This is a genomic window from Halodesulfovibrio marinisediminis DSM 17456 (assembly GCF_900129975.1).
In the GTDB taxonomy this organism is placed as follows: domain Bacteria; phylum Desulfobacterota; class Desulfovibrionia; order Desulfovibrionales; family Desulfovibrionaceae; genus Halodesulfovibrio; species Halodesulfovibrio marinisediminis.
On record NZ_FSRG01000003.1, the window covers coordinates 116,803 to 139,520 of the forward strand.

A 22,718-nucleotide genomic window follows, 5' to 3' on the forward strand; every position below is an offset into this window, starting at 1 on the left:
CTTTTACCAAGCAAAAAGCGGGAATTGACGTGCAAACGCCGTTACCTGCTTGTGGATGTCAGCAAGGTAAGCATCGTTGTCGATGTGTTTGAGTGCATCGATCATCCATGCTGCTACCTGCTGCATGTCTGCTTCTTTCATACCGCGGCTTGTAAGCGCCGGAGTACCGATACGGATACCGGAAGTTACGAATGGGCTGCGGGTTTCAAAAGGAACAGTGTTTTTGTTGGTGGTGATACCAGCTTTATCAAGAGCAAGCTGAGCATCTTTACCAGTAATGTCTTTGTTAGTGAGGTCAATGAGAAGGAGGTGGTTGTCTGTACCGCCGGAAACCAGATCAAAGCCTTCATCAAGAAGAGCCTGACCAAGAGTCTTAGCGTTAGCAAGCACCTGTTTCTGGTAGACCTTGTACTCAGGACGCAGTGCTTCGCCGAAAGCAACAGCTTTAGCAGCAATAACGTGCATGAGTGGACCACCCTGAATTCCAGGGAAGATCTGGCTGTTTAATTTCTTACCCAGATCTTCATTGGAAAGGATCATACCGCCGCGTGGACCACGCAGGGTTTTATGGGTGGTAGTGGTTGTCACGTGAGCATGTGGAACTGGGGAGTTATGCAAGCCAGCTGCAACTAAACCTGCAATGTGTGCCATATCCACAAAAAGTTTTGCACCTACTTCATCTGCAATCGCACGGAACTTCGCGAAGTCAATCTCTCTAGGGTATGCACTTGCACCTGCGATGATAACCGCCGGTTTGTGTTCTTTTGCAAGCTCGAGAACGTTATCGTAGTCAATACGACCGGTCTCACGGTTTACACCGTATGCTTTAACGTCAAAGAATCTACCGGAGAAGTTGACAGGACTGCCGTGGGTAAGGTGTCCCCCGTGGGAGAGATCCATACCGAGCACAGTATCGCCAGCATTGGCGATGGCATAGTAAGCTGCCATGTTAGCCTGGCTGCCGGAGTGCGGCTGCACGTTAACATATTCTGCACCGAAAATTTCTTTTGCACGTTCAATAGCGATGGTTTCGGTTACGTCTACGTATTCGCAGCCACCATAGTAACGCTTGCCAGGGTAACCTTCAGCGTACTTGTGAGTAAGTACGGAACCCTGAGTCTGACGTACTGCTGTAGAAACAAAGTTTTCAGATGCAATTAATTCAAGACCACCGGTCTGACGATCGATTTCCTGAAAAATGGAACGGCCTACTTCGGGATCTTGGATAAAGACTTCATCCATGAGTGATGCCCCTTACGATTTAAATGAGGAAGAAAAAGGGCGCACACAGCTACCAAGCTGCGTACGCCCACACATTACCCGTCGAAACGCTTGAACAGCACACTTGCGTTTGTGCCGCCAAAGCCGAAGTTGTTGCTGAGCACGTACTCAGCTTGATACTCCTCTGAACCATTCCCCATGTAGTTCAGATCGCATTCTGGGTCAGGATTTTCATGGTTTGCAGTACCAGGAACAATGCCTTTATCAAGTGTCATGCAGGAGAATACTCCCTCCATGCCACCAGCAGCACCTAAAAGGTGTCCCGTCTGAGACTTGTTCGCAGAGATACGCAGTTTGTACGCATGATCACCAAAGACTTTTTTCATCGCACCGGTTTCTGCCTTATCGTTAAGAGAGGTAGAAGTACCGTGTGCGTTGATGCAGTCCACAGCTTCAGGAGCAACGCCCGCTTCTTCAATAGCGTTGAGCATTGACTGAGCCATTCCTTCGGAGTCTTCACGCGGTGCAGTCATATGGAATGCATCACCAGTAGAACCGAAGCCCACAACTTCCGCGTAAATTTTAGCACCGCGAGCTTTTGCAGAGTCGTATGATTCAAGAAGGAGCAAGCCAGAGCCTTCACCGATGATAAAGCCAGAGCGTTCACCGTCAAATGGACGCGATGCTTTGGTTGGTTCATCGTTACGGTTGCTGCAAAGCGCTTTAAGCGCGGTAAAGCCGGATACACCCATCGGGGTGATAGTAGATTCTGTACCGCCTGTGATTACTGCATCACAACGTCCGGTTTTAATTTCTTCAAATGCATGGCCGATTGCGTGGGTACCGGATGCACAGGCACTGGTAAATACAAGGTTTGGACCTTTTGCACCAGTGAAAATAGATACCTGTCCCGGTGCCATGTTGGAAATCAGCATTGGAATCCAGAATGGGCTGATTTTGTTTGGACCGGCACTTGTAAGTTTTGAGTGGAAGGTTTCGATGGTGTTAAGACCACCAAGACCTACGCCGAGCATAACACCAACGCGTTTCGCGTTGTCGTCTGTGATTTCGTATTTGGAGTTGTCCATGAGCTGTTTAGCACATGCAACACCAAACTGAACAAAACGGTCCATGCGGCGAACCTGTTTTGCTGGAATATAGTCAGCTGCGTTAAAATCTTTAACTTCGCCTGCAATCTGTGAAGTGAACTCGCTTGCATCAAACTGGGTGATTGGACCGATACCGGATTCACCGGCAATCAGTTTTCCCCAGCTTGTGTCAACATCGTTCCCAAGTGGGTTAATGGTGGCAACGCCAGTTACTACTACTCTTTTTTCAGTCATATGCTTCATTCCTGGGAAAAAGTGCGCTGTATAAGAGATCTGTTCAACCCGCTTCTCTTCACATTGCGCTGATAACACTACCTCATTTATGTGCTATCAAAATAAGCGGGTAAGGCGTCTTATGCAGTAATGCACAAGACGCCTGTATATAAAACGCTGTAACAGTGCGGACTACTGCTGTTTTGCGATGTAGTCGTACGCATCCTGAACTTTCAGGATTTTCTGTGCGTCGTCGTCGTCGATTTCAACGCCGAACTCTTCTTCCATAGCCATGATGAGTTCGGTGAGGTCGAGGGAGTCAGCGCCGAGGTCTTCAACGAAGGAAGCTTCGTTTTTAACTTCTTCTTCAGATACGCCGAGCTGCTCAATGATAATCTGTTTTACTTTTGCTTCTGCAGACATGGATTCCTCCAATGGATTGTTTCTTTTTTGTTATTTTGCCTTCTCGTAGGAAAGCAGTAAAGTTTTTTTACGGACACAAGCCCGTTAGCAGTACATGCCGCCGTTAACGGCAATAACTTGCCCTGTAATGTAGCCGGCACCATCTGATGCAAGAAATGCTACTGTATTGGCAATGTCCTCTGCGTCGCCCATGCGTTTGAGAGGGATTGCTTTTTCGTAGTCGCTGCGCACGTTCTCTGGAAGAGCGTTAGTCATATCGGTTTTGATAAAACCAGGGGCAACAGCGTTAACGGTGATATTACGAGCACCGAGTTCTTTTGCCATAGATTTTGTCATACCGATAATACCAGCTTTTGCGGAGCAGTAGTTAGCCTGACCTGCGTTACCCATCTGACCTACTACAGAAGTAAGGTTGATGATACGGCCACAGCGCTGTTTACTCATGATTTTTGCTGCCTCTCTGCAAGCAACAAAAGACCCGCGCAGGTTTACGTTAATGACACGATCAAAGTCATCATTCTTCATGCGAAGAAGAAGACCGTCTTTAGTGATACCTGCGTTGTTCACAAGAACATCAAGTTTCACTTTGTCTTTAATTTCTTCTTTAAAAAATGCTGCAATCTCTTCAGGATTGCCAACATCTAATTTGAACGCTTTTGCTTTACCACCAGCAGCTTCAATGGAAGCTGCAACGTTCTGAGCCTCTTCTGGCTTGGAAACGTATGTGAGGTAAACCTGAAATCCGGCTTTACCCAGCTGCTCAGCGATAGCTTTGCCAATTCCGCGAGAGCCGCCGGTAACCAGTGCAGTTGAAAGTAATTCCATAATGATATTATCGCTTCTGGTTAGGTGTTAAAAGCAATGCCTTATACCTCAAAGAGAGTATAACTTCAATTCCCAAAACTGGCTGTGTAACATTCTAAGAATATGTATGTGTTAGGGAATAGTCGACATTAAGAAGATTTCTAGGTTCTCAGCAGTGCAGCACCCCAAGTGAAACCGCCGCCGAATGTTGTCAGCAGGATGTTTTTACCTGGTTCGAGGATGCCGGCTGCTTTGGCCTGTCCAAGTGCGATTGGAATGGACGCTGCGGAAGTGTTACCCACTTTGTTCACATTCACGTACACTCGTTCGCTGTCAATGGAGAGCTTTTTACCAACGGCTTCGATAATACGCATATTTGCCTGATGTGGAATGAGAATATCGATGTCGTCAGCAGAGAGGCCGTTGCGTTCCATAATAGTGTTACACACACCTACCATGCTGCGCACAGCATGCTTAAAGACTTCGCGTCCTTGCATCATAACGAAGTGTTCTTCAGGAACAGGCTGACCGACTTTATACGGGAGGGAAGAACCGCCACCGCGGATTGTCAGCAGTTCACACAAAGACCCATCGGAGGAAAGTTCGATATCTACGATAGTCGTAGAGTCTTCTGTAGGAGTGGCGGAAATGACTACCGCACCGGCACCATCACCGAAAAGAACGCAGGTGTTGCGGTCTTCCCAGTTGATACGGGATGACATGGACTCACCGCCACAGAGAAGAATGTTTGCGTTTTCTTCTGTCTGGGCAAGAGAGCTTGCAAGCTTAAGTCCATATACAAAGCCGGAACAGGCAGCGCTCAGGTCAAGAGCCATAAGGCCTTTTAATCCGAGTTTGTCTTCCGTGATGCATGCTGTATTAGGGCAGTATGCATCAGGTGTACAGGTCGCCACAAGAATATGGGATAACTCTTCCCGGTTCATTTTCGCATCGGTGATGGCAGCTTTGGCTGCTTGAGTAGTAAGGTCAGAAGTAGACTGACCTTCTGCCACGATGTGGCGTTGCTCGATACCCGTGCGAGTTCTGATCCATTCGTCGCTTGTGTCGACCATCTTTTCGAGGTCGAAGTTGGTTAGAACCTTTTCAGGAACAAATGCTCCGAAGCCCCGGATGTAACATTTATTTTTCATTACTGATTCCGGAAAGCCACAAAGCGGCACAGTAGTACTGCACCGCCTCAGCTTTAGTTCTTAATAGCTCTGCCAAAGCTCGTCAGTTCTTCATTGGCACTGATAGCTTCGACTAGGCGCTCATTTGTTTTTTTGCGTACGAAAGTAGATGCCATTTTTACGGCGTTGAAGATAGCTCTATCATTCGATGCGCCGTGACATACAATCGCGATCCCCTTAAGACCCAGAACTGGTGCGCCGCCATATTCGGCGTAGTCTACAACTTTTGCAAACTTTTTAAACGCTTTTTTAGCCAGTAATGCGCCTATTTTTGCAATTGTACTCGACATCAGCTGTCGTTTTAATAGCCTGCCCATTGAAGAGCTGAGCCCCTCACTGAGTTTCAAGGCTACGTTGCCTACAAAACCGTCGCAGACCACTACATCAACTTCACCTGTAAATAGATCACGTCCCTCAACGTTTCCAAGGAAGTTAATGTCGTTGGTCAATTTGAACAGGTCGTAGGCTTCTTTTACCTGTACGTTGCCCTTGCCTTCTTCTTCACCAATGGAAAGGAGGCCGATTCGAGGAGATTCATACTCCAGAAGATCTTTGGCAAAGGCGTTGGCCATAAGGCCGAACTGGAACAGGTGCTGAGGCTTACAATCTACGTTGGCTCCTACGTCAAGAAGAACAATAGGGTTCTTCTCTGTAGGCATTACGCTCGCAAGGGCAGGGCGTTCTACGCCGGCGATACGTCCAATGATAAACATGCCGCACGCAACAGTAGCACCAGAGTTACCGGCGCTTACTATGCCATCTGCTTTACCTTCTTTAACAAGGCGGCATGCGATCTGGATAGACGCATTCTTTTTACGGCGAAGGATGTCGGATGGCTTCTCGTCCATTCCTGCCACCTCGTCGGTGTGCACTACTTCATAGGCCACCCCTTTAAGGGGTAGCCTATCGAGTTCGGCATTGATCAGCTCTTCGTTACCGACAAGGATGACCTTTATACCGAAGGTGCGAGCAGCCTTAATAGCACCTGGGACGTTAACGGACGGGCCAATGTCACCGCCCATTGCGTCCACAGCTATAACAGGAATGCTATGCATCGTCCTTACTGATCTGACGACCGTTGTAAGAGCCACAAGCTGCACAAACGCGGTGTGGAAGCGCTGCTTCGCCGCATTCGCAGTATACTACGGAAGGTACAGCCACACGGTGGTGGGAGCGACGCATGCCCTTACGGGACTTAGATTTTCTTTTCTGTGCTACAGCCATGACAGACCTCTCTTTAATCTGCTTTCGAATGAATTCCGAAAGACGTAATCGTTATTTATTCACTTTAAGGTTCCGAAGAACCGCAAAGCGAGGATCGAGTGTTGAATCTTCACACTCGCATTTTCCAGTGTTTAAATCTTTGCCGCACTCAGCGCAAAGACCCTTACAGTCTTCCTTGCATAAGGGTTTGACCGGAAGGGCGATGACAAATTCTTCCCAAAGAACGCCTGCAACCTCAATTTCGATTCCAGTGCTTTCATTGACGATGCGAACGTTAGGTTCGGTATCATCCGAACTTAGCTCTTCGTCAAGCATGAATACTTCATCAAAATTTTGATTGATTGTAACTGTTGCGTCCTGAGTGCAACGGTTGCAAGGCAGATTAACAGTACCTGTCAGGCTGCCATGCAGAATGCATCCCTGCTCTTGAGGGATGAGGAATAAACGGGCTGCAAACTCTTCCTTAATAGTGTAAGGGAGAGCGAATTCATCAATAGGACCTTGCCATACGGACTGGTCGTTGATGATTATTTCCTTGCCTTCTGGAGGCAGATCCTTGATTGCTAGCCAAAGTTGTTTCATATTGATGTCCTCTTGCGGAAGGGGATTTCTACATGCGAGAGTGTTTGTTTGTCAAGAAAAGGGTTGCCTTTTTTGTACCGAGGGTATAATACACCCATCTCTTTGCTTGCGCATTTGTAGTAAAACTTTTAGAGCAGATCTGCTTGCGTGACAACAAAAGCAATAAAATTTTTTCTTTAATATACGGAGAATCGCCATGGCTAAAGAATGTGCTATTTGCGGTAAAGGCCCACAGGTGGGTAACAATGTTTCTCACTCACACATCAAAACTAAACGTCGTTTTTTACCTAACCTTCAGCGTGTACGTCACCAGTTCCCTAACGGTCAGGTAAAATCTATCAACGTTTGCACTCGTTGTCTGCGCTCTGGCGCTGTTGTGAAGCCTGTAGCAACTAAGACTGCTTAAGCTTTTTCGGCGATCCAGATTGGACAAGAAAAGAAAAAATCTCATCAGCAATGATGAGATTTTTTTTTGTCAAATTTTCTTCATAGCATAACCCTGCCTTTTGATAACTCTGCATTTTTATAGCCCTGCGCCGTTTTTTCTCATTACTTTCTTTACTAATTTGTGCAGATAGTGAAATCTATCTTTCAACGATTCTATCCAATTTATGACTTATTGCAGTGACTGCTGCGTATGATGGAGCAGTAGTATTCTCATCTAAATGCTTTTTTTATGTATAGGTTTCAGCAGGTGGTGGTGACTTGTTGGGTAATTCCTGTATATTGGAAAGGATAGCGCTGTTACGGCGGGGGAATTTGCCCTGAAAGGGGCTTGTCATTTTGATAAAGATGACTATTTAAATTTGGTACGGATAGATTGCTTAGAATTTTGAAGGGCACAACAATATGTTTGGAAGATTATTTTTACTGTTTACTCTCATTCCGATTCTTGAATTATATATGCTTGTTTCTGTGGGCTCTGTAATTGGTGGCCTGCCTACTATCGGAATAGTGATTTTAACCGGTATCGCCGGTGCATGGCTTGCTCGTATGGAAGGGTTTAATACCATGCAGAAGGTACGGCAGTCATTGGATGCGGGCGAAATGCCGGCCGATGAGATGATGGAAGGATTGTTAATTCTCATTGCAGGCCTGTTGTTACTTACCCCGGGTTTTGTAACAGACTTTGCCGGTCTAGCCATGTTGTTACCAGTAACACGCAAGCCTCTAGCTCGTTGGTTACGTAAACAGTTCAATGCAGCAGCGGTACGTGGTGGATCCCAGAATCATGCAGGATTCACGTATTACACTTGGCACTCCTCAGGAGGCCAGCAAAAAGATGAACAAACCATCTACAGTGAAATTAAAAATGATGCTCAACAGCAGACTCCTAGGCAAGCAATAGTGATCGATTGCGAGCCGGTCGACGAAAAGAAGTAGACCTGAGCCTAATAAAAAACGCTCTTCACAATGTGAAGAGCGTTTTTTTGTTTTTTGTGAAGCAGGACTACTGATTAGCCGGTGCTGTAAGTTCTGGTGTGATTGGTAAAGTCAGTGCTGTTTCCTGCTGTACTGCTTCGGAAGTGGCTGTTGTGCTGTTGTCGTTCAGCGGTTCACCAAGGGGAGCAGGCTCCTCTTCGTTGTCAGTTTGTGGGGCATCCAGCGCTGGTTCATCTTTGGCAGGTGGAGTTGGTTCAGGTTCTTCCACGGCTGGTTCCTGTGACTTAGGAGGCGTTGTTTCATCCTGTGGTTCTTTAACTTCAGGAGTGCCATAGCGGCTTGCTCTTTTTTCTTGAACAGCAAGGATGAAGCCTTTTCCTAGGTGCGGGATGGCGGCACCTTGTGTGCCGACAAGCTTAAGGGATTCAGGTTTAGTTAACCAGTTGTCCCAGTCTGTTGCACTCATGATGAGAACAACATTTTTATTGGTATTAAGGACAGTACTCAGTGAATGTGGATCAAATACGTGGGTAACAGGTTTGTTTACGAAGTATGCAAATGGTGCCGGGTCAGTATTGTAGACCACAGGGACAAAGTCTTTTTCAGCGTATTCTTCCATTGTCATGGATATGTCTTTAATGGAAATGAAGCTGTTAATTGCAGGGGCTGACATGATGAGCAGTGGCTGCAAAAGGATAGTCATAACCAGAGCAAGACCGACAATACCGAGCCTGCTGTTAAGCGGTGAGCGAAGCCAAAAAAGACCTGCGGTCGCCAGCAGAATTGCAGAGAGGTACATCCAGCCATGAATTTCAAACGGAATAAGCTGGGTAAAGTTTACAAGCCCGATGAGACCTGCGCCTGCCGCTAGGAAGATGAGGGCATGCAATCTGTAGAAGATCTTACTGCGGAGCGGTGAGAAGTTTTTAATAGCTCGTGCAGCGAGGATAGCAATCTGTGGCAGAAGCACAAGAAGCCAGACAGGTGTCATGTAATCCAGTACGCTGTAAAGTGCGCAACTTAATACTGCGGAAAGCCACAGGTAAGCTACCCCTATATTTTCAGGGTTTCTTGTTGCCAGAATATTCTTATAGAAAACGATGCTGAAGAGCTTGGTCCAGGGAAGAACAAGAACAACAATGAGCCATGGGAGCAGCATAAACGGCAGCATGGCAAGCATGTGCCACCAGTATGGCAGATGCGCCAGCGCACCTTTAAACGGTGCTGACAGAATGTTTGGCACAAGGTTGAGGAGGTATTCCGGTTGGACTGCAAAATTTACATAGGTAAACCAGCTGAGTACAATAATTAGGAATATTCCGAAGCCGCAAGCTACATCCCATTCACCGAAGCGGGTAGGACGTTTGCGCCAGAGGCTGATAAACAGAATGCTGAATAGAGGCAGGATAAGCCCTGGAAAGCCGCCTGTAAGCGTTGCAGCAGCTACGCAGATGAAACCAAGTGGAAGCCAGAGTAACGAGCGTTCGCGTTTCCAGCCCATAACAAAAGCAGCATGAGATAGGGTTACAAAAGCTGCAAACAAAGTCTCAAGCCCGTTAAGCTGCATTGAAATTGCCGGAATAAAAGCTGCAATGGTCAGTAATCCTGCTGCAAGGCTTGTTTTTTTGCTGACACCAACGGCGCGGGCAAAGATATAGGTGGAAAGTACAAACAGCATGCTGCTGAGCACCGTGCTGGCTTTTACTAAGAAATTTAGGGCGATATCTGGAATCAGAGCAACAGCACTGGAGAACCAGAAGTAAAGCGGCATGGCTCCGCTGTACGGTTTACCGTCCAGCATCGGAGTTAGCCAGTTAGAAGCAGCTAGAGTATCTTTTACAACTGCTGCAGTCTGGGCTTCCTGTATTGGCCAGAGATCACGGAAGAAGAGGGCGATGCCGCCTTGCAGTGCTGCAAAAATAAGAAGTGTAAGCCACGGAAGAAGGGAAAGACTGTTAAGAATCTTGCTTTCTGGAGCGACATCCGGAAGTGGTTCTTTCGGTTTTTTTTCTTTCTTTTTCTTTTGTCGTGATTGAGGAGGCACCTCAGCTGAAATGGTGTCCTGTTGTGGCGTAGTTTCTTCAGCCGTTACAGACTCAGATTCAGGACGGATGTTTTCTGTTTGTTTTCTGACGAACCTGCCGCTTACTTTGGATGCGGTTGCTGCAACAATAAGCTCATCATCAGTGTCGGCGGTCTCAGCGTCTGGTGTATCATCAGCCGCTTTTGCGTCCGTAGTTGTTTCAAAGTCCTCTCGCTGCTCGGAAGCAGGCGTTTCTTCTGATTCAGAAAGGGAATTATCTTCAGAGCCTTGATAGTTATCTGTCTCAGAAGCGGAGGATTGTTCAGATAGTGGAGTCTCGTCTGTTTCAGAATCAGTTTCGGGTGTCTTTGTTTTTTCAGTGCCTTCTGGCTGCTCGATATATTCTGATGAAGAGGTTCGAACATCAGTTACTTCTTCAGAGGAATCATTTAAAGATGGTTCTTCTGTAAGAGGTTCCTGCGGAATAGCTTCTTCTACAGTTTCTTCCTGCTCAACGTGGGCTGGCGTTGTCTCATGCTGTGCAGTTTCTGTAGATTCCTCTTCATTGCGTTTTATTTTTTCTTGTGACTTTGTAGGATCAGAAAAGTCGCTCATTTTGTATCCTGTATGGTTGTGTAGCTTCAAAAAATCTAGGTTGTGTATTCAAAGGTAGCATAAAATAAGCTTGATTGGATGAGAAACTCAAGAAAATACTAGGGTTAAAATGCATCTGGGAAAAAGAGGGATGCGTATTGGTCGTGTAGTCATAGCTAACAGCCTGTGGTGAAAGGATAAAGTTTTTGATGCATCTTTTTCTTGTAAAATAAAAATTGGTTGCGTAGAACGTCTCTTCTTATTTCAATAAAAATTGATTTTGTTATTTCAATTTTTATTGATTCAGTTAGTTGAGTTAAAATTGATACAAGGAATGTGATGTTCCAGCTTGTCCTAAAGTGCAGACTTAAAAAATGGAGCTTGTGCTTTTGGGGTGAGCTAAGTATTCGTTCCGCAACAAATAATTATACGTCCTGTTTTCATATAGCCCTATTGGATGGCATATGGTTTCAGGGGATTACCTCAGGAGTTTGAAATGTTATCTCGGTTAAAAAGACGCTGGAAAGAACCCTTCGGGTATCGTGATGTCCTCAATGTGGGGCTTCCTCTTGTTGTCAGCCTTGGCTCAACAACAGCCATGGAATTCACTGACAGGATTTTCCTTAGTAACTATTCACTGATATCTATCGCTGCTGCGTTGCCGGCAGCTATGGTGAATCTGGTGTTTTTGCTATTTGCAATGGGGATTTCTGCCTACAGTTCTGTATTTATTGCACAATATTATGGGGCATGTAAGTATGAGAAGATTGGTTCTGTTGTTTGGCAGGCAATTTATTTCTGTTGCATTGCATGGGTGCTGTTGGCTTCGTTAGCTTTAGTAGCAGAGCCGTTCTTTGCCTTTGTCGGTCATGCACCGGAAGTACAGCGGGAAGAAGTTGTTTACTTCTCGATTCTTACAGTTGGGTCAGGCTGTGCACTTGTTGCCAATGCCATTGGCTGCTTCTTTACTGGGTTAGGAAAAACTCGTCCGAATATGGTAGTGAACGTCATTGCGGTTATTATCAATATCCCTCTCGACTATATGCTCATTAACGGTGTGTGGTTTTTTCCGGAGATGGGCATAGCCGGTGCCGGGCTGGCAACAGTGTCATCATGGGCAATGCAGATAGTGATGTACGCTATGCTGGTGTTTACTCGTAAAAACGACACCGTCTATAATGTTATTAGGGCTTGGCGTTTTAATAAGAATCTCTTTTTGCGCATGATGCGCTATGGCATACCTAGCGGGCTGAACAACTTCTTTGATGTTTTTGCTTTTACCATGTTTATTATGGTTATTGGTAGACTCGGTGAAGTTGAACTTGCAGCCTCTAACATAGTGTTATCCATCAATTCATTGGCTTTTTTGCCTGTTGTAGGGCTTAATATTGCAGCTTCTATTCTTGTAGGGCAGGCAATGGGGCGTAAGGATGTGGGACAGGCTACTGTTGCTGCCCATAGCGTGTTGCATGTGGCCTTGCTTTGGATGGGAACCTTTGGTGCCATTTTTATCTTGTTCCCGTATGAATTGACATCATTGTTTAAGCCTGCAGATATTTCGGCTGAACAGTTTGCTAATATTCAGTCCATGTGCCAGATATTGCTGGCGTATGTCGCTTTGTTCTGCATTCAGGATGCAATTGCATTGGTCTTTTTTGGATCATTGAAAGGGGCTGGCGATACTATGTATGTTATGTGGGCGATTGCGATATGCGCAACGTTGGGACTGGGTGTACCAATGTTTATTGGGCGATTTGTATTTGACGCCGGGTTGCATGTTCTGTGGGGGATGTTGATCGCGTATGTTTGTACTCTTGCTCTTGCTGCATATCTAAGATTCCGTGGCGGTAAGTGGCAGCATATTCAGATGATAGAACAAGAGCCAAGCTCTTGCTAATGTGTCCCGAACGGTTGAGTATCCTCAGCCGTTCGGGCTTTTTTTTATTTATACAAATTATATCAGCTTGGCAGCCACAGAGGCTGGTTTTCCTTTCAGGCCGTTTGTTCTGCCTTTTCGGGAGTCTATGTTAAGAGTGAGGTAGATTCTGTCACAGTCCTGCTCCAGTTCTTTGTAGCATGCAGAGACTGTCTGCATCACTTCATCCCATTCTCCTTCGATTGCTGTTCCCATCGGCCCCAACTCGTACGCGAGTCCGCTTTCTTTGATGACGGTGAGGGCCCGCGCAACATAAGGGCTCAAACTGACGCCTTTATCCATCGGGAAGATAGATAGTGCTGCTATCACAGACATGGCAAATCCTTTTAAGTAGAGTTAACGTGCAGATGTAATCATACACTTGCATGAGTTGTTCTTCAATATTCACCACAAATGAATTGAAGCAAACTCTAGACAAGCGATGCAACTAATCTTACATGAGCCCTTTGTTTACGAGTGCGTCTAGAACCACTTTAACAGGCACAATAACCTTATTATTAGGTAACTACATGCTTTTATATATTGCATCCCTTTTGGCTGGTGGCCTCCTTTTGTGGAAAGGAGCAGACTGGGTTGTGGACTCAGCATCCGCTATCGCCCGTCGTTTCGGCATTTCTGAGCTAATCATTGGATTAACCATTGTGGCTATGGGAACCAGCCTTCCGGAATTTCTGGTAACATTAACGGCAACGCTTAAAGGAATTCCATCCATTTCATTTGCAAACATTGTTGGTTCAAACATCTTCAACTTGGGCATCATCTTGGGTGCTGTTGCGATGATTAACAGTGTGTCCGGCAGTAAATCTTTAATCACTAGAGATATTCCAATCTTATTGGGTGTAGAGCTTTTTATTCGTGTGGTTGCGTCTACTGGTCAGCTGGGACGATGGAGCGGGATTCTGTTAACCGCTGCTTTTGCCGGGTACCTTTTGTGGATGTACCGCCAGTGTAAAAAGCCGACCTCCACAGATGCTACTGCATTTTGTGATGCTACAAGTGAAAGTGAAGCAGCTTCGTTTAAGGATTACCTTCTGCTGCCAGTGGGACTTATTGCTGTAAGTTTCGGCAGTCAGTTTGTGGTTGACGGTGCTTCCGGTGTTGCCCGCATTTTTGGATTGAGCGAGTGGCTTATCGGTGTCACTATTGTTGCAGCTGGTACTTCTCTTCCGGAACTGGTGACCTGTCTTTCCGCTTCTGTAAAAGGAAAGAATGAAATGATCTTGGGTAACCTTGTGGGTAGTGACTTCTTCAATTTTGCAGGTGTCCTTGGACTCACTTCTATTATTCATCCGATAGCGGTAAAGCAGGGTGAGTTGTTGAACATGAGTATGGCAGTTGGTGTGGTGATTTTATTATGGGTGCTTATCCGCACACATGGCAAAATTACTCGTAATGAGGGCATGCTGCTCTTTGCTGTGGGTATTGGTCGCTGGGGTATGGAAATATGGCGGGCCGCCATGTAAATATATAGAGAAAGCGGGTGAATCTGATAGATTCACCCGCTTTTATTTTTATGAAGTGCAGTATGATAGTTTAGAGTAGGCCGAGTGGCTCTAAAACGTTTTCGACTAGATCTTCAGGTTCTTTCCATCCGTGAAGAATGAAATGAAGTGATGCAAGCATCTGCGGTTCAAGCTCAATAAAGTCAGAGCCGATCTGTTCTCGTCCTTGTTCTGCATCCAGCCCGAGGTTGTGGGCAAGGTGCAGGAGTTCTGTCATAAGGTAGAAGACTTTTCCGTGTTCACGAAGAGCGTTTCGAACTTCGTCTATGCGGATTGCAGCCTGTGGAACAACAACAATGCTGCCGCTGTGCTCACAAATCTTTTGTAATTCCGCCACAGATGAAATGGCTTCAGGGGCTTGAATAGACATTTCCAACTTAGCTGCAAGAATGTCCGCCAGTTGATGGCGCTTGCTTCCGGTAAAGCCAATCAGGAAAATGATCCCGTTTTTGGTGGAAAATCTATCAAGCTCAGTTTTTTTGCCGAATGTCATGGTTGCGCTTGCATCCACAACTTCAACTTTTTCCTGAATGAAGTGGTCTGTGCCGTTAATAACTGCCATGGTGATTTCTCCAGTTCTGTGTGTATGTCAGCGCATTCAAATTCAACGGGGCCACTATGACAGCAGCATCGGCTACAGCCAGTTCACGGAAAGTTTTTTGCGCATTGGAATCCGTGGATAGGAGAACTTAGCGTAACCGAGCATGTGTCCACCACAGCAAATATGGTTTTCTTGCAGCCCAAGTCGTTCTCTTAGCGGCATATAAGCATTGGCACAATAGGTAAAGAATCCGGCAAAACAGGCACCTACGCCTCTGGAGTGTGCGGCAAGCTCTAAATAGGAAAGAGCAATGGCGCTGTCTGTGTTGTTCCATGTATTGCCTTTTTCCGTGTATGAAATGGCAAGATGCGGAGCCCCGCGCAGAATTAAGTCCTGTCCTTTTTTCCATCCGGCAATCAGGCCTGCAACGCTGTATTTTTTTGCCAGCTCACGGTTGTTCTTGCGCAGGTCTGTCATCCATTCGATGGTCATTTCAGCCAGCTCACGTACCAGTTCTGGTGATTCCACCATAATCCACTGCACAGGTTGTTTATGGCTTGCTGAAGGAGCATAGTTTGTAAGAGCTACAATCTCCTGCAACGTTTCATGGTCTACCGGTTTTGATTTAAAGGCCCGAATTGAACGGCGGGTGCGGAGGAACTGATCAGCTTGTTCTGTAGAGATTGCCAGCGGCTTATTAATAGGAGTGAAGTTTTCACTTGGCATTGGTTCTAGTTTCACACAGTCCACGGGACAGACGGCAACACAGTGCCCGCACTGAAGACATGATGCTTCACCGCCGATACGTATTTTAGGAATGCCTGTTTCTTTATCTTTAAGGATAAGTTTGTTCGGGCAGACTTCTGCACAGATAAGGCATTTTTTACACTTGGTTTGATCTACAGAATAAAAAGACACGGGTAATCCTTGTTTGCTTTAAGTATACAGCTTCGTTTTGCTGGCGCATAGAAAAGCAGTGTAGTCGGTTACAGGCCGAGTACACGAGAGCTGTGGAGCCAGAGAGTAAGTGATACTGATGAATATTCAGAGTGCTGATTGAGCACGGTGGATAGCGGAAGAATAGTATTGTCACGAAGCAGATTGGTTGATTGACCAAAAATTGTGTTCTGTAAAGTGAAAAATAAAGTATCGCTCTTTTTCTCTGGTCTTATTACTTTGATATGTGGAGAAAATCTATAATGATATTAGGGTATTTGAAATTTTAGAGAGCATTCTTGTTGGAAACAGTTTCTAAAGCACTTGCGTGTTTGCAATTTTCCAAGCAGTGTATGCGACGTTTTATAGAGTGTATCGCCTATTGCGTTGCGCCCTATATATAATGATGTGTTTTTTCACCGTCCGAAGCTTTGAACGCTTAAGAGTTACTTGTTGTTATTTTTTTACACGCGAGTTTATTATTCCAAGTTTTACAGGTGATTATCTTAGGTTGTCGTGACAAGGTTACATTAGTTGAAGTAAAAGCATTTGGTTACAGATGTGACCATTCTGCGGAGATTTCTGTGAAAAAGAAAAAATATATTTTGTTACTAGTTGGGCTCCTAATGATTCTGTCCGGTTGCAGCGCTCCTAAAGTTGGTAGTTCTAATGCGTCTTCAGGTTTATCTATGGAGACGGAAATAATGGGCAGAGCAAATCCGGGATATGTTCAGTGGCTTGAAAAACAGGCTATGCTGAATGCTTCCGAAAAATTATCGACTGTGGTTTCCGGTACCAACCTGTTTTGGTTGGGACCATATGAAAAACCGCGTGTTGATATGATGTTGAAGATTGCACCCGTATGGGTAACGTTTGATGCTGCTAGAACAATTTCTGCCAGTTCTGTTCTTCTTGCATTACAGAGCGATAGCTATTTACGGACAATGCAGGAACTTGGAATTCGTGGCATTCATATTACATCTATGCGTGAAAATGGAGTCATCTGGGGTAGTCCGACAGAGCAGCGCCAACTTGGTGATGACACGGTCAGCTACAATTTCTCTAAGGGCTTTGGTAATGAAAAAGGGTTTAATACGTTCCTGCGTAAAGCGAATAAGCAGGGAATTATTGTAGGCGATACTGTAATTCCATTTGCGACAGGGCGTGGTGCTGACTACTTTTTAACTGTTCGTGGTGTTGAATCATACAAGGGATTATATTGTATGGTAGAAGTGCCGCGTGAACTGTGGAAGCATTTGCCTGAGATAACCACACGAGCACGTGCTGTTTCTGTTGATGAGAATTCCCTTAAGGCGTTACGTCGGGCGCGTGTTTTACCGCCACCTCTTGTCCGTGAGTCTTTGGATATTTCTTTGACACCGCTTAATTGGTACGCAACAGACGTTGTAAAAGGATTGGACGGGAATAGTCGTCGCTTTGTCTATCTTGGCTATGGTTCAGAAGCACGTCCAGTTTTGAACTGGAGTGATCCTTCCAAAGCAGCGCAACGACTTATTTCCGGTTCGCTGATTCAGGAGATTGGATTGCTGCATGTGGCAATGACAAGTGTTCGAGTGTCACCTTTATACGGCTTGGAGCCGTCTTACCCGAATGCTGATATGTCCGGCTTCGGCGTAGGAGATACTGCTGTTCAAGCTGCCAGAGATATTGCTCAGGAAGCTCGTCGTTATGGTGGTTGGACATTCCTTGAGGACAATCTTCCGCTTCCGGATATAAAAGCAGCGACTGAGGGCGGTGTTGATTTTGCGCTAAACCATGCACTCTCAACATCTGCACAGTATGCGTATGCTACTGGTGATGCGTCATTACTTAGACAAAGTCTTTATACAATTCTCCAGATGGGAATTGATCCGAAACGGTTTATTAACCGTATTCAGCCGGAATCATACATTGATTTTTCATTCCCGTTTATGTTCAACCCAGAGCAGAAACGTAATTCAGCTATTAGCAAACAATACTTGGACACTGTACGCGAAAAGATTGCCGTTAATGGTGGAGATGTCTTTTTTGCAGGCAAAAAACTGTATCTGACTCCGGCAGCGTTTGTGGCAACAGTTCAAGGCATTCGCAATTTCCGTAATCTGACCGAAGAACAGCGTCATTTAATAAGTAGCGGGCTTACGTTACTTGGACACACACAGGCAATGCAGCCGGGGATCTTTATGCTTTCCGCCGATGAATTACTTGGAGTTCTACCGCTTCCAGCGGGGCTACTTGATTATACTGATGAAGAAGATGCCCTGCGCCAGAACATTGCAGGCGGGTACGATTTCACTTCCCGTGGCGGTAGCAATATTCTTACAGAAATAGGATTGCCAAAGGCTCCAACCGCATTTGATGATTTAGGTACTGAAGTGCGTATGGTAGAGTCCTTTGCGGGAAATATGCGTCGCATTATCAAACTACGAAACGCTCTTGGAATACAGGATGCCCGTGTTGTTCAACTTCCAAAAGCAAAAAACAAAGGTGTGCTGGTTCAGGTATTCCAGCTACCAAAGGATAATAGTATGAAGGCAACTATCGCAGTTAATGTTATTAACTTTGGTGAACACACGGCAACAGAAGAGTTTTCTTTGTTGAAGACATTAACCAGTGGTGAAGCAAGCCTTGAAGAACTGCTGACTGGTGAGACAGTGAGTGGTGGAAAGGACGGATTTATTGTTACCGTTCCAGCGCGTACTGCCCAGACGTATGTAGTTCGTAGTGCAGAGTAGATAGTCTCTGCCACAGTTTGACTATACAGGACGAAATGATGCCCCTTAACAGGCGTTATCTCCATGTCTGTTGGAGATAAAAATAAAGAATAAAAAAAGCGTGCTCTTGAGAAAAGAGACACGCTTTTTTTATTTTTATTACTACAGGCAGCAGTCGTCGAGCGTTTCTTTTTGCTCTTCGAGCCAGGCTGTAAAGGTTTCGCGAGCGCGTTGTGCATAGAGCGCCTTGCGTTCTTTTTTACGTGCCTTGCGATTCAGTGCTGGAGTGAGACCAAACTGAACGTTTGCCGGCTGGAAGTTTTTCTGCTCAGTGCGCAGGTGGGCAAGCAGACCGCCGAGGCAAGTTTCTGCAGGAGGTTCTGAAAGTTGAAGTTTTTTAGCTTTTGCAGCAAGCAATGTTCCGACCCACAGACCGCATGCTGCAGATTCAACATAGCCCTCAACACCAGTGATCTGACCTGCAAGGTAGATGTTTGGACGGTTCTTGAGTGCAAGCTCGGTGGTCAGAGTCTCAGGTGCATTCACGTAAGTGTTGCGGTGGACACTGCCGTAGCGGACAAATTCTGCATTTTCCAGTCCTGGAATCATGCGGAAGATGCGATCCTGCTCTTTGTATTTAAGCTTGGTCTGGCAACCTACGAGGTTGAACATGGTCTTGTTCAAGTTCTCAGTACGCAGCTGAACCAGTGCAAAAGGGCGTTCTCCAGTGCGTGGATCTGTGAAACCAACTGGCTTGAATGATCCGAATGCAAGGGTCATTTCACCGCGTTCTGCAAGTGCTTCAATCGGCATACAGCCTTCAAAGTGAATTTCTTTTTCGAAATCTTTTGTTGGCGCTTTTTCACCGGCAATAAGTGCTTCACGAAGAGCATGGTATTCTTCTTCGTTCAGTGCGCAGTTAAGGTAGTCGGTGTCTTCCGGATTGTAGCGGGAACCCCAGAAGGCGATATCCATGTTGATGGAATCAGCAGTAACAATTGGTGCAATGGCATCGTAGAAATACAGATGTGTTGCATCAATGGCCTGTGCAAGGGATTCGCTTAGCGCGTCACTTGCAAGCGGACCAGCAGCGAGTACAACGGCATCAAACTCTGCAAGCTCTTCTGCGTCCAGAGATGTAATTTCTTTGTGTACGAGGGTGATGTTTTCATCCTCAGTAATTGCTTTCGTGATGTAGTTACTGAACAGTTCACGGTTAACAGCGAGTGCTTTACCTGCAGGAACACGAGTGGCCTCTGCTGCTTCAAGCACAAGGCTGTCCATTTCGCGCATTTCCTGTTTCAGAATGCCTACAGCAGCATCTGGCTGATCGGAACGGAAGGAGTTGGAGCAAACAAGTTCAGCAAGTCCTTCATAACTGTGTGCCGGAGAGTATTTCTCCGGTTTCATTTCAAATATAGTAACGGCGACTCCGGCATGGGAGAGTTTGCGGGCACATTCACAGCCAGCAAGGCCACCGCCGATAATAGCAATCTTGGATAGTTCTGACACAGAAGCCTCCTATGGGAATGTGCGTCAAATAGACCATTGGCTTCACTTTAGCAACTGTTTTAGAAAGGGCGAAGATACTATGCACGTATCTTCGCCCCTATATATAATGTTATGGTAGCCTGTGTCGGCTGCGTTGAGTCACCCGTAACCTTACGATGATTCCTGTGGCACTGCCCAACGGATCAGTCCGAGTGAGCGTGGGTCTATGAGGAGCGGGTTCGTCGGAATAAGACGGATGGTATACCCGAATCGGCCTGCTTTTGATGGTTTCACAACGCCTTCAAAATGTTGCCAGCCTTCTGGGTCTGGATCTCCGACTGTTTTCAGTTTTTTGATATTACGGGAAACGAATTCTCCATCCTGCTGTACCTGTCCGAAATAAGCTTCGGCAGAGATACAGTCGCATGGAATTTCATTGAGTTTTACATCAACACTGATGCGTATTGATTCTCCCACATAAGTTTCATCCATAACTTCAATGTGAGCATTGCGTATGTTAATGCCGCTCCATTTTGTCATGATATCGTTACGCCACTCAGCAAGTTCACGTGCCGGTTGGAAGTCGTAACGGGACAGGTTGTGGAAGTTGTCATATGCAGGTTTGTATGCCTTGTGGACATAGTCCATAACCATCCGGTGTGAGTTGAATTCCGGTCCAAGCGTTGTAAGTGCTTTTTTCATACGGCGAATCCACTGGCGAGGAAGGCCGCCTCGTCCGCGATCATAGAATTCAGGAATTATATCAACTTCGAGTACGTTGAAAAGTGTTCGCAGTTCAACATAATCCTGATAATCTGGATCAGAATATTCTTCACCTTTACCGATTGCCCAGCCAATACTGTTGTCAGGAAGATAAGCTTCGTCCCACCAGCCGTCGAGAGTACTGAATGTCAGTGCACCGTTAAAGATTGCTTTCATTCCGCTGGTTCCACATGCTTCGAAAGGACGCCTAGGTGTGTTCAGCCAGACGTCGCAACCTGCCAGCATGTGTTTCGCAATTTCCATGTCATAGTCTTCAAGGAAGACCATATGGAAGCGGTAGTCCAGACTGCGGCAGGTCGATACAACTTCTTTAATGTATTTCTTGCCTTCATTGTCCGCTGGGTGTGCTTTACCAGCAAAGATGAATTGGATAGGGCGTTCTTCATCTTTGAACAAACGAAGCAACCTGTCTTTTTCGCGCATGATAAGATTTGCGCGTTTGTACGTTGCAAATCGTCTGGCAAAGCCAATTGTCAGAGCCTGCGGGTTTAAGATTTCTTCCGCATTCTGGATTTCCTGTTTTCGTGCGCCGTGCGCTTCAAGCTGCCTGCGGAGACGGGTTCGTGCAAAATCTACAAGACGGGCACGAAGGCGTTCATGCGTACGCCAAAGCTCTGCATCGGAGATGTTGGCGGCTCGGCTCCATAGTGTTTCACAGTCTGGATCTTCCCGCCAATTGGTACCAAGGTATCTGTCGTAGACTTCTTGCATGTCATCGGCAGTCCATGATGGAGCGTGAATACCGTTTGTGAGTGATGAAATAGGAATGTCATCCATTGGATATGCCGGCCAGAGTTCTTTCCACATGTTTCTGGATACATGTTTATGCAGCTTAGAAACGCCGTTGTTGAAACGGGAAAGCTTGAGCGCAAGCACTGTCATACAGAATTCCTCTTTATCATCGAACGGATTTTCACGCCCGAATGAGAGGAATACCTTAAATGCTAAGCCAAGGTCTCGTGCGTAATCAGAAAAATATTTTTCTATCAGCTCAGGGCTGAATCTATCGTTACCTGCTGGGACAGGAGTGTGCGTCGTGAATACAGAGCTTGAGGCAACAATCTCAGAAGCGGACTCAAACGTAAGACCTTTCCGCATGAAGGAACGGATGCGTTCAACGCCTGCAAAGGCTGAGTGTCCCTCATTCATATGAATGACCTGAGGATTATAACCGCAGACTTCAAGCACCTTCATACCACCGATTCCAAGAAGAATTTCCTGCCATAGGCGCATCTCAATATCTCCTCCATACAGGCTTGCAGTTATAGCCCTAAATTCTGGAGGGTTATCGGTAATTTCTGTATCCATAAGTAATAAAGTAATGCGGCCTACCTGAGCTTTCCAAATTTGTGCATGAAGTTCACTTTTTCCCAGAGGTATAGTGATACGCATATGGTTTCCATGTTCATCCTCTAATGGAAGAACTGGAATTTGGTTGAAATCAAGATCTGGGTAGGATTCCTGCTGCCAGCCATCCGGTGTGAGATATTGATGGTAGTAGCCGTGCTTATAGAGCAGCCCGATTCCTACAAGTGGAATGTTTAAATCTGATGCCGACTTAAGATGGTCACCGGCCAGTATACCCAACCCACCAGAATAGATCGGCATACAGCTTGCGATACCGAATTCAAAACTGAAATATGCCACTGCAGGATTATCCGGCGAGGCATCTTCGATGACTGGAGAAGGACGTTCTTCAAAATATTCTTTAAGGGTCTCTGTTGTGAGCTTGAGTTGCGATTGGAAGAATGGGTCCTTGGCTACGTTTTCCAAACGTTTTGGATCAACAAGCTGTAAAAAGAGTAGCGGGTTATGGCTTGTAGTAGACCATAGTTGTTGATCAATTTGTTTAAATACGTTTTCAGTGTGTCCACACCAAGTAAAGCGGAAGTTGTAAGCAAGTTTCCACAAGTCTTCCAGACCTTCTGGCAGCTTTGGAATAACATTGAATATTTTTAACGGCTGCATGCTGTTTCTCCTGCGTGCTAGTAGAGCATTCAAGTCTTGTTATGCCACAGAGTCACTTTTTTTCGCAGTGTTTTTGATGAT

At 45.9% G+C, this 22,718-nt stretch carries 19 protein-coding genes; 5 read left to right on the forward strand and 14 right to left on the reverse strand.

Annotation, left to right across the window (positions count from 1 at the left end):
* Positions 1–3 precede the first annotated feature (3 nt).
* The 8 genes from glyA to BUR09_RS00635 form a co-directional block, all read right to left on the reverse strand.
* Positions 4–1,242: a serine hydroxymethyltransferase gene (gene glyA, locus BUR09_RS00600; RefSeq protein WP_074215032.1), complete on the reverse strand. Its 1,239-nt coding sequence runs from the start codon at positions 1,240–1,242 to the stop codon at positions 4–6.
* Positions 1,243–1,316: 74 nt separating this feature from the next.
* Positions 1,317–2,564 carry a beta-ketoacyl-ACP synthase II gene (gene fabF / locus BUR09_RS00605; protein WP_074215033.1) on the reverse strand — a complete coding sequence of 416 codons (1,248 nt, stop codon included), beginning with the start codon at positions 2,562–2,564 and terminating at the stop codon, positions 1,317–1,319.
* A 171-nt stretch (positions 2,565–2,735) separates the two neighbouring features.
* Positions 2,736–2,966, reverse strand: a complete 231-nt coding sequence (gene acpP / locus BUR09_RS00610) for an acyl carrier protein (protein WP_074215034.1) — start codon at positions 2,964–2,966, stop codon at positions 2,736–2,738.
* An 84-nt stretch (positions 2,967–3,050) separates the two neighbouring features.
* On the reverse strand, positions 3,051–3,794 hold the full coding sequence (gene fabG / locus BUR09_RS00615; RefSeq protein ID WP_074215035.1) for a 3-oxoacyl-[acyl-carrier-protein] reductase: 744 nt from the start codon (positions 3,792–3,794) through the stop codon (positions 3,051–3,053).
* A gap of 137 nt (positions 3,795–3,931) precedes the next feature.
* A complete protein-coding gene (locus BUR09_RS00620) occupies positions 3,932–4,921 on the reverse strand; it encodes a beta-ketoacyl-ACP synthase III (RefSeq protein ID WP_074215036.1) in 990 nt (329 codons plus the stop codon).
* Between the two features lie 53 nt (positions 4,922–4,974).
* Positions 4,975–6,015: a phosphate acyltransferase PlsX gene (gene plsX / locus BUR09_RS00625; RefSeq protein WP_074215037.1), complete on the reverse strand. Its 1,041-nt coding sequence runs from the start codon at positions 6,013–6,015 to the stop codon at positions 4,975–4,977.
* Positions 6,008–6,184: a 50S ribosomal protein L32 gene (gene rpmF, locus BUR09_RS00630; RefSeq protein ID WP_074215038.1), complete on the reverse strand. Its 177-nt coding sequence runs from the start codon at positions 6,182–6,184 to the stop codon at positions 6,008–6,010. The genes plsX and rpmF overlap by 8 nt, the downstream gene beginning before the upstream one ends.
* 51 nt (positions 6,185–6,235) lie before the next feature.
* The gene (locus BUR09_RS00635; protein ID WP_074215039.1) at positions 6,236–6,766 is read right to left on the reverse strand and encodes a YceD family protein; all 531 of its coding nucleotides are present in this window, start codon (positions 6,764–6,766) and stop codon (positions 6,236–6,238) included.
* Between the two features lie 196 nt (positions 6,767–6,962).
* On the opposite strand from BUR09_RS00635, the gene rpmB reads away from it, so the two are divergent.
* Positions 6,963–7,172, forward strand: a complete 210-nt coding sequence (gene rpmB / locus BUR09_RS00640; protein ID WP_074215040.1) for a 50S ribosomal protein L28 — start codon at positions 6,963–6,965, stop codon at positions 7,170–7,172.
* 443 nt (positions 7,173–7,615) lie between these two features.
* Positions 7,616–8,149: an FxsA family protein gene (locus tag BUR09_RS00645; protein ID WP_074215041.1), complete on the forward strand. Its 534-nt coding sequence runs from the start codon at positions 7,616–7,618 to the stop codon at positions 8,147–8,149.
* A gap of 67 nt (positions 8,150–8,216) precedes the next feature.
* On the opposite strand, the gene BUR09_RS00650 is transcribed toward BUR09_RS00645, so the two are convergent.
* Positions 8,217–10,787, reverse strand: coding sequence for an ArnT family glycosyltransferase (locus BUR09_RS00650; RefSeq protein ID WP_074215042.1), 2,571 nt, complete (start codon positions 10,785–10,787; stop codon positions 8,217–8,219).
* 475 nt (positions 10,788–11,262) lie between these two features.
* On the opposite strand from BUR09_RS00650, the gene BUR09_RS00655 reads away from it, so the two are divergent.
* Positions 11,263–12,663, forward strand: coding sequence for an MATE family efflux transporter (locus BUR09_RS00655; protein WP_074215043.1), 1,401 nt, complete (start codon positions 11,263–11,265; stop codon positions 12,661–12,663).
* 57 nt (positions 12,664–12,720) lie between these two features.
* Here the strand turns inward: BUR09_RS00655 and BUR09_RS00660 are convergent, their stop codons facing one another.
* Positions 12,721–13,017 (reverse strand): MTH1187 family thiamine-binding protein, encoded by a 297-nt coding sequence (locus BUR09_RS00660; RefSeq protein WP_074215044.1) that lies wholly within the window; start codon positions 13,015–13,017, stop codon positions 12,721–12,723.
* Positions 13,018–13,211: 194 nt separating this feature from the next.
* Here BUR09_RS00660 and BUR09_RS00665 point away from each other — a divergent pair, with 194 nt between their 5' ends.
* On the forward strand, positions 13,212–14,165 hold the full coding sequence (locus tag BUR09_RS00665) for a calcium/sodium antiporter (RefSeq protein WP_074215045.1): 954 nt from the start codon (positions 13,212–13,214) through the stop codon (positions 14,163–14,165).
* Positions 14,166–14,235: 70 nt separating this feature from the next.
* Here BUR09_RS00665 and BUR09_RS00670 read toward each other — a convergent pair whose 3' ends face one another.
* Positions 14,236–14,766: a hypothetical protein gene (locus tag BUR09_RS00670; protein ID WP_074215046.1), complete on the reverse strand. Its 531-nt coding sequence runs from the start codon at positions 14,764–14,766 to the stop codon at positions 14,236–14,238.
* 72 nt (positions 14,767–14,838) lie between these two features.
* Positions 14,839–15,663 carry a nitroreductase family protein gene (locus BUR09_RS00675; protein ID WP_074215047.1) on the reverse strand — a complete coding sequence of 275 codons (825 nt, stop codon included), beginning with the start codon at positions 15,661–15,663 and terminating at the stop codon, positions 14,839–14,841.
* Positions 15,664–16,385: 722 nt separating this feature from the next.
* On the opposite strand from BUR09_RS00675, the gene BUR09_RS00680 reads away from it, so the two are divergent.
* A complete protein-coding gene (locus BUR09_RS00680) occupies positions 16,386–18,416 on the forward strand; it encodes a hypothetical protein (protein ID WP_074215048.1) in 2,031 nt (676 codons plus the stop codon).
* Positions 18,417–18,557: 141 nt separating this feature from the next.
* Here BUR09_RS00680 and trmFO read toward each other — a convergent pair whose 3' ends face one another.
* Together trmFO and glgP are read right to left on the reverse strand one after the other, a co-directional pair.
* Positions 18,558–19,907 (reverse strand): methylenetetrahydrofolate--tRNA-(uracil(54)-C(5))-methyltransferase (FADH(2)-oxidizing) TrmFO, encoded by a 1,350-nt coding sequence (gene trmFO / locus BUR09_RS00685; RefSeq protein WP_074215049.1) that lies wholly within the window; start codon positions 19,905–19,907, stop codon positions 18,558–18,560.
* A gap of 150 nt (positions 19,908–20,057) precedes the next feature.
* Positions 20,058–22,637 carry an alpha-glucan family phosphorylase gene (glgP, locus tag BUR09_RS00690; protein WP_074215050.1) on the reverse strand — a complete coding sequence of 860 codons (2,580 nt, stop codon included), beginning with the start codon at positions 22,635–22,637 and terminating at the stop codon, positions 20,058–20,060.
* Positions 22,638–22,718: the final 81 nt, after the last annotated feature.

What these genes read in the sequence shown, in the direction of transcription:
- glyA (WP_074215032.1), bottom strand. Translation starts at nt 1,242, where the DNA reads ATGGATGAAGTCTTTATCCAAGATCCCGAAGTAGGCCGTTCCATTTTT.
- fabF (WP_074215033.1), bottom strand. Translation starts at nt 2,564, where the DNA reads ATGACTGAAAAAAGAGTAGTAGTAACTGGCGTTGCCACCATTAACCCA.
- acpP (WP_074215034.1), bottom strand. Translation starts at nt 2,966, where the DNA reads ATGTCTGCAGAAGCAAAAGTAAAACAGATTATCATTGAGCAGCTCGGC.
- BUR09_RS00620 (WP_074215036.1), bottom strand. Translation starts at nt 4,921, where the DNA reads ATGAAAAATAAATGTTACATCCGGGGCTTCGGAGCATTTGTTCCTGAA.
- plsX (WP_074215037.1), bottom strand. Translation starts at nt 6,015, where the DNA reads ATGCATAGCATTCCTGTTATAGCTGTGGACGCAATGGGCGGTGACATT.
- rpmF (WP_074215038.1), bottom strand. Translation starts at nt 6,184, where the DNA reads ATGGCTGTAGCACAGAAAAGAAAATCTAAGTCCCGTAAGGGCATGCGT.
- BUR09_RS00635 (WP_074215039.1), bottom strand. Translation starts at nt 6,766, where the DNA reads ATGAAACAACTTTGGCTAGCAATCAAGGATCTGCCTCCAGAAGGCAAG.
- rpmB (WP_074215040.1), top strand. Translation starts at nt 6,963, where the DNA reads ATGGCTAAAGAATGTGCTATTTGCGGTAAAGGCCCACAGGTGGGTAAC.
- BUR09_RS00645 (WP_074215041.1), top strand. Translation starts at nt 7,616, where the DNA reads ATGTTTGGAAGATTATTTTTACTGTTTACTCTCATTCCGATTCTTGAA.
- BUR09_RS00650 (WP_074215042.1), bottom strand. Translation starts at nt 10,787, where the DNA reads ATGAGCGACTTTTCTGATCCTACAAAGTCACAAGAAAAAATAAAACGC.
- BUR09_RS00655 (WP_074215043.1), top strand. Translation starts at nt 11,263, where the DNA reads ATGTTATCTCGGTTAAAAAGACGCTGGAAAGAACCCTTCGGGTATCGT.
- BUR09_RS00660 (WP_074215044.1), bottom strand. Translation starts at nt 13,017, where the DNA reads ATGTCTGTGATAGCAGCACTATCTATCTTCCCGATGGATAAAGGCGTC.
- BUR09_RS00665 (WP_074215045.1), top strand. Translation starts at nt 13,212, where the DNA reads ATGCTTTTATATATTGCATCCCTTTTGGCTGGTGGCCTCCTTTTGTGG.
- BUR09_RS00670 (WP_074215046.1), bottom strand. Translation starts at nt 14,766, where the DNA reads ATGGCAGTTATTAACGGCACAGACCACTTCATTCAGGAAAAAGTTGAA.
- BUR09_RS00680 (WP_074215048.1), top strand. Translation starts at nt 16,386, where the DNA reads ATGGGCAGAGCAAATCCGGGATATGTTCAGTGGCTTGAAAAACAGGCT.
- glgP (WP_074215050.1), bottom strand. Translation starts at nt 22,637, where the DNA reads ATGCAGCCGTTAAAAATATTCAATGTTATTCCAAAGCTGCCAGAAGGT.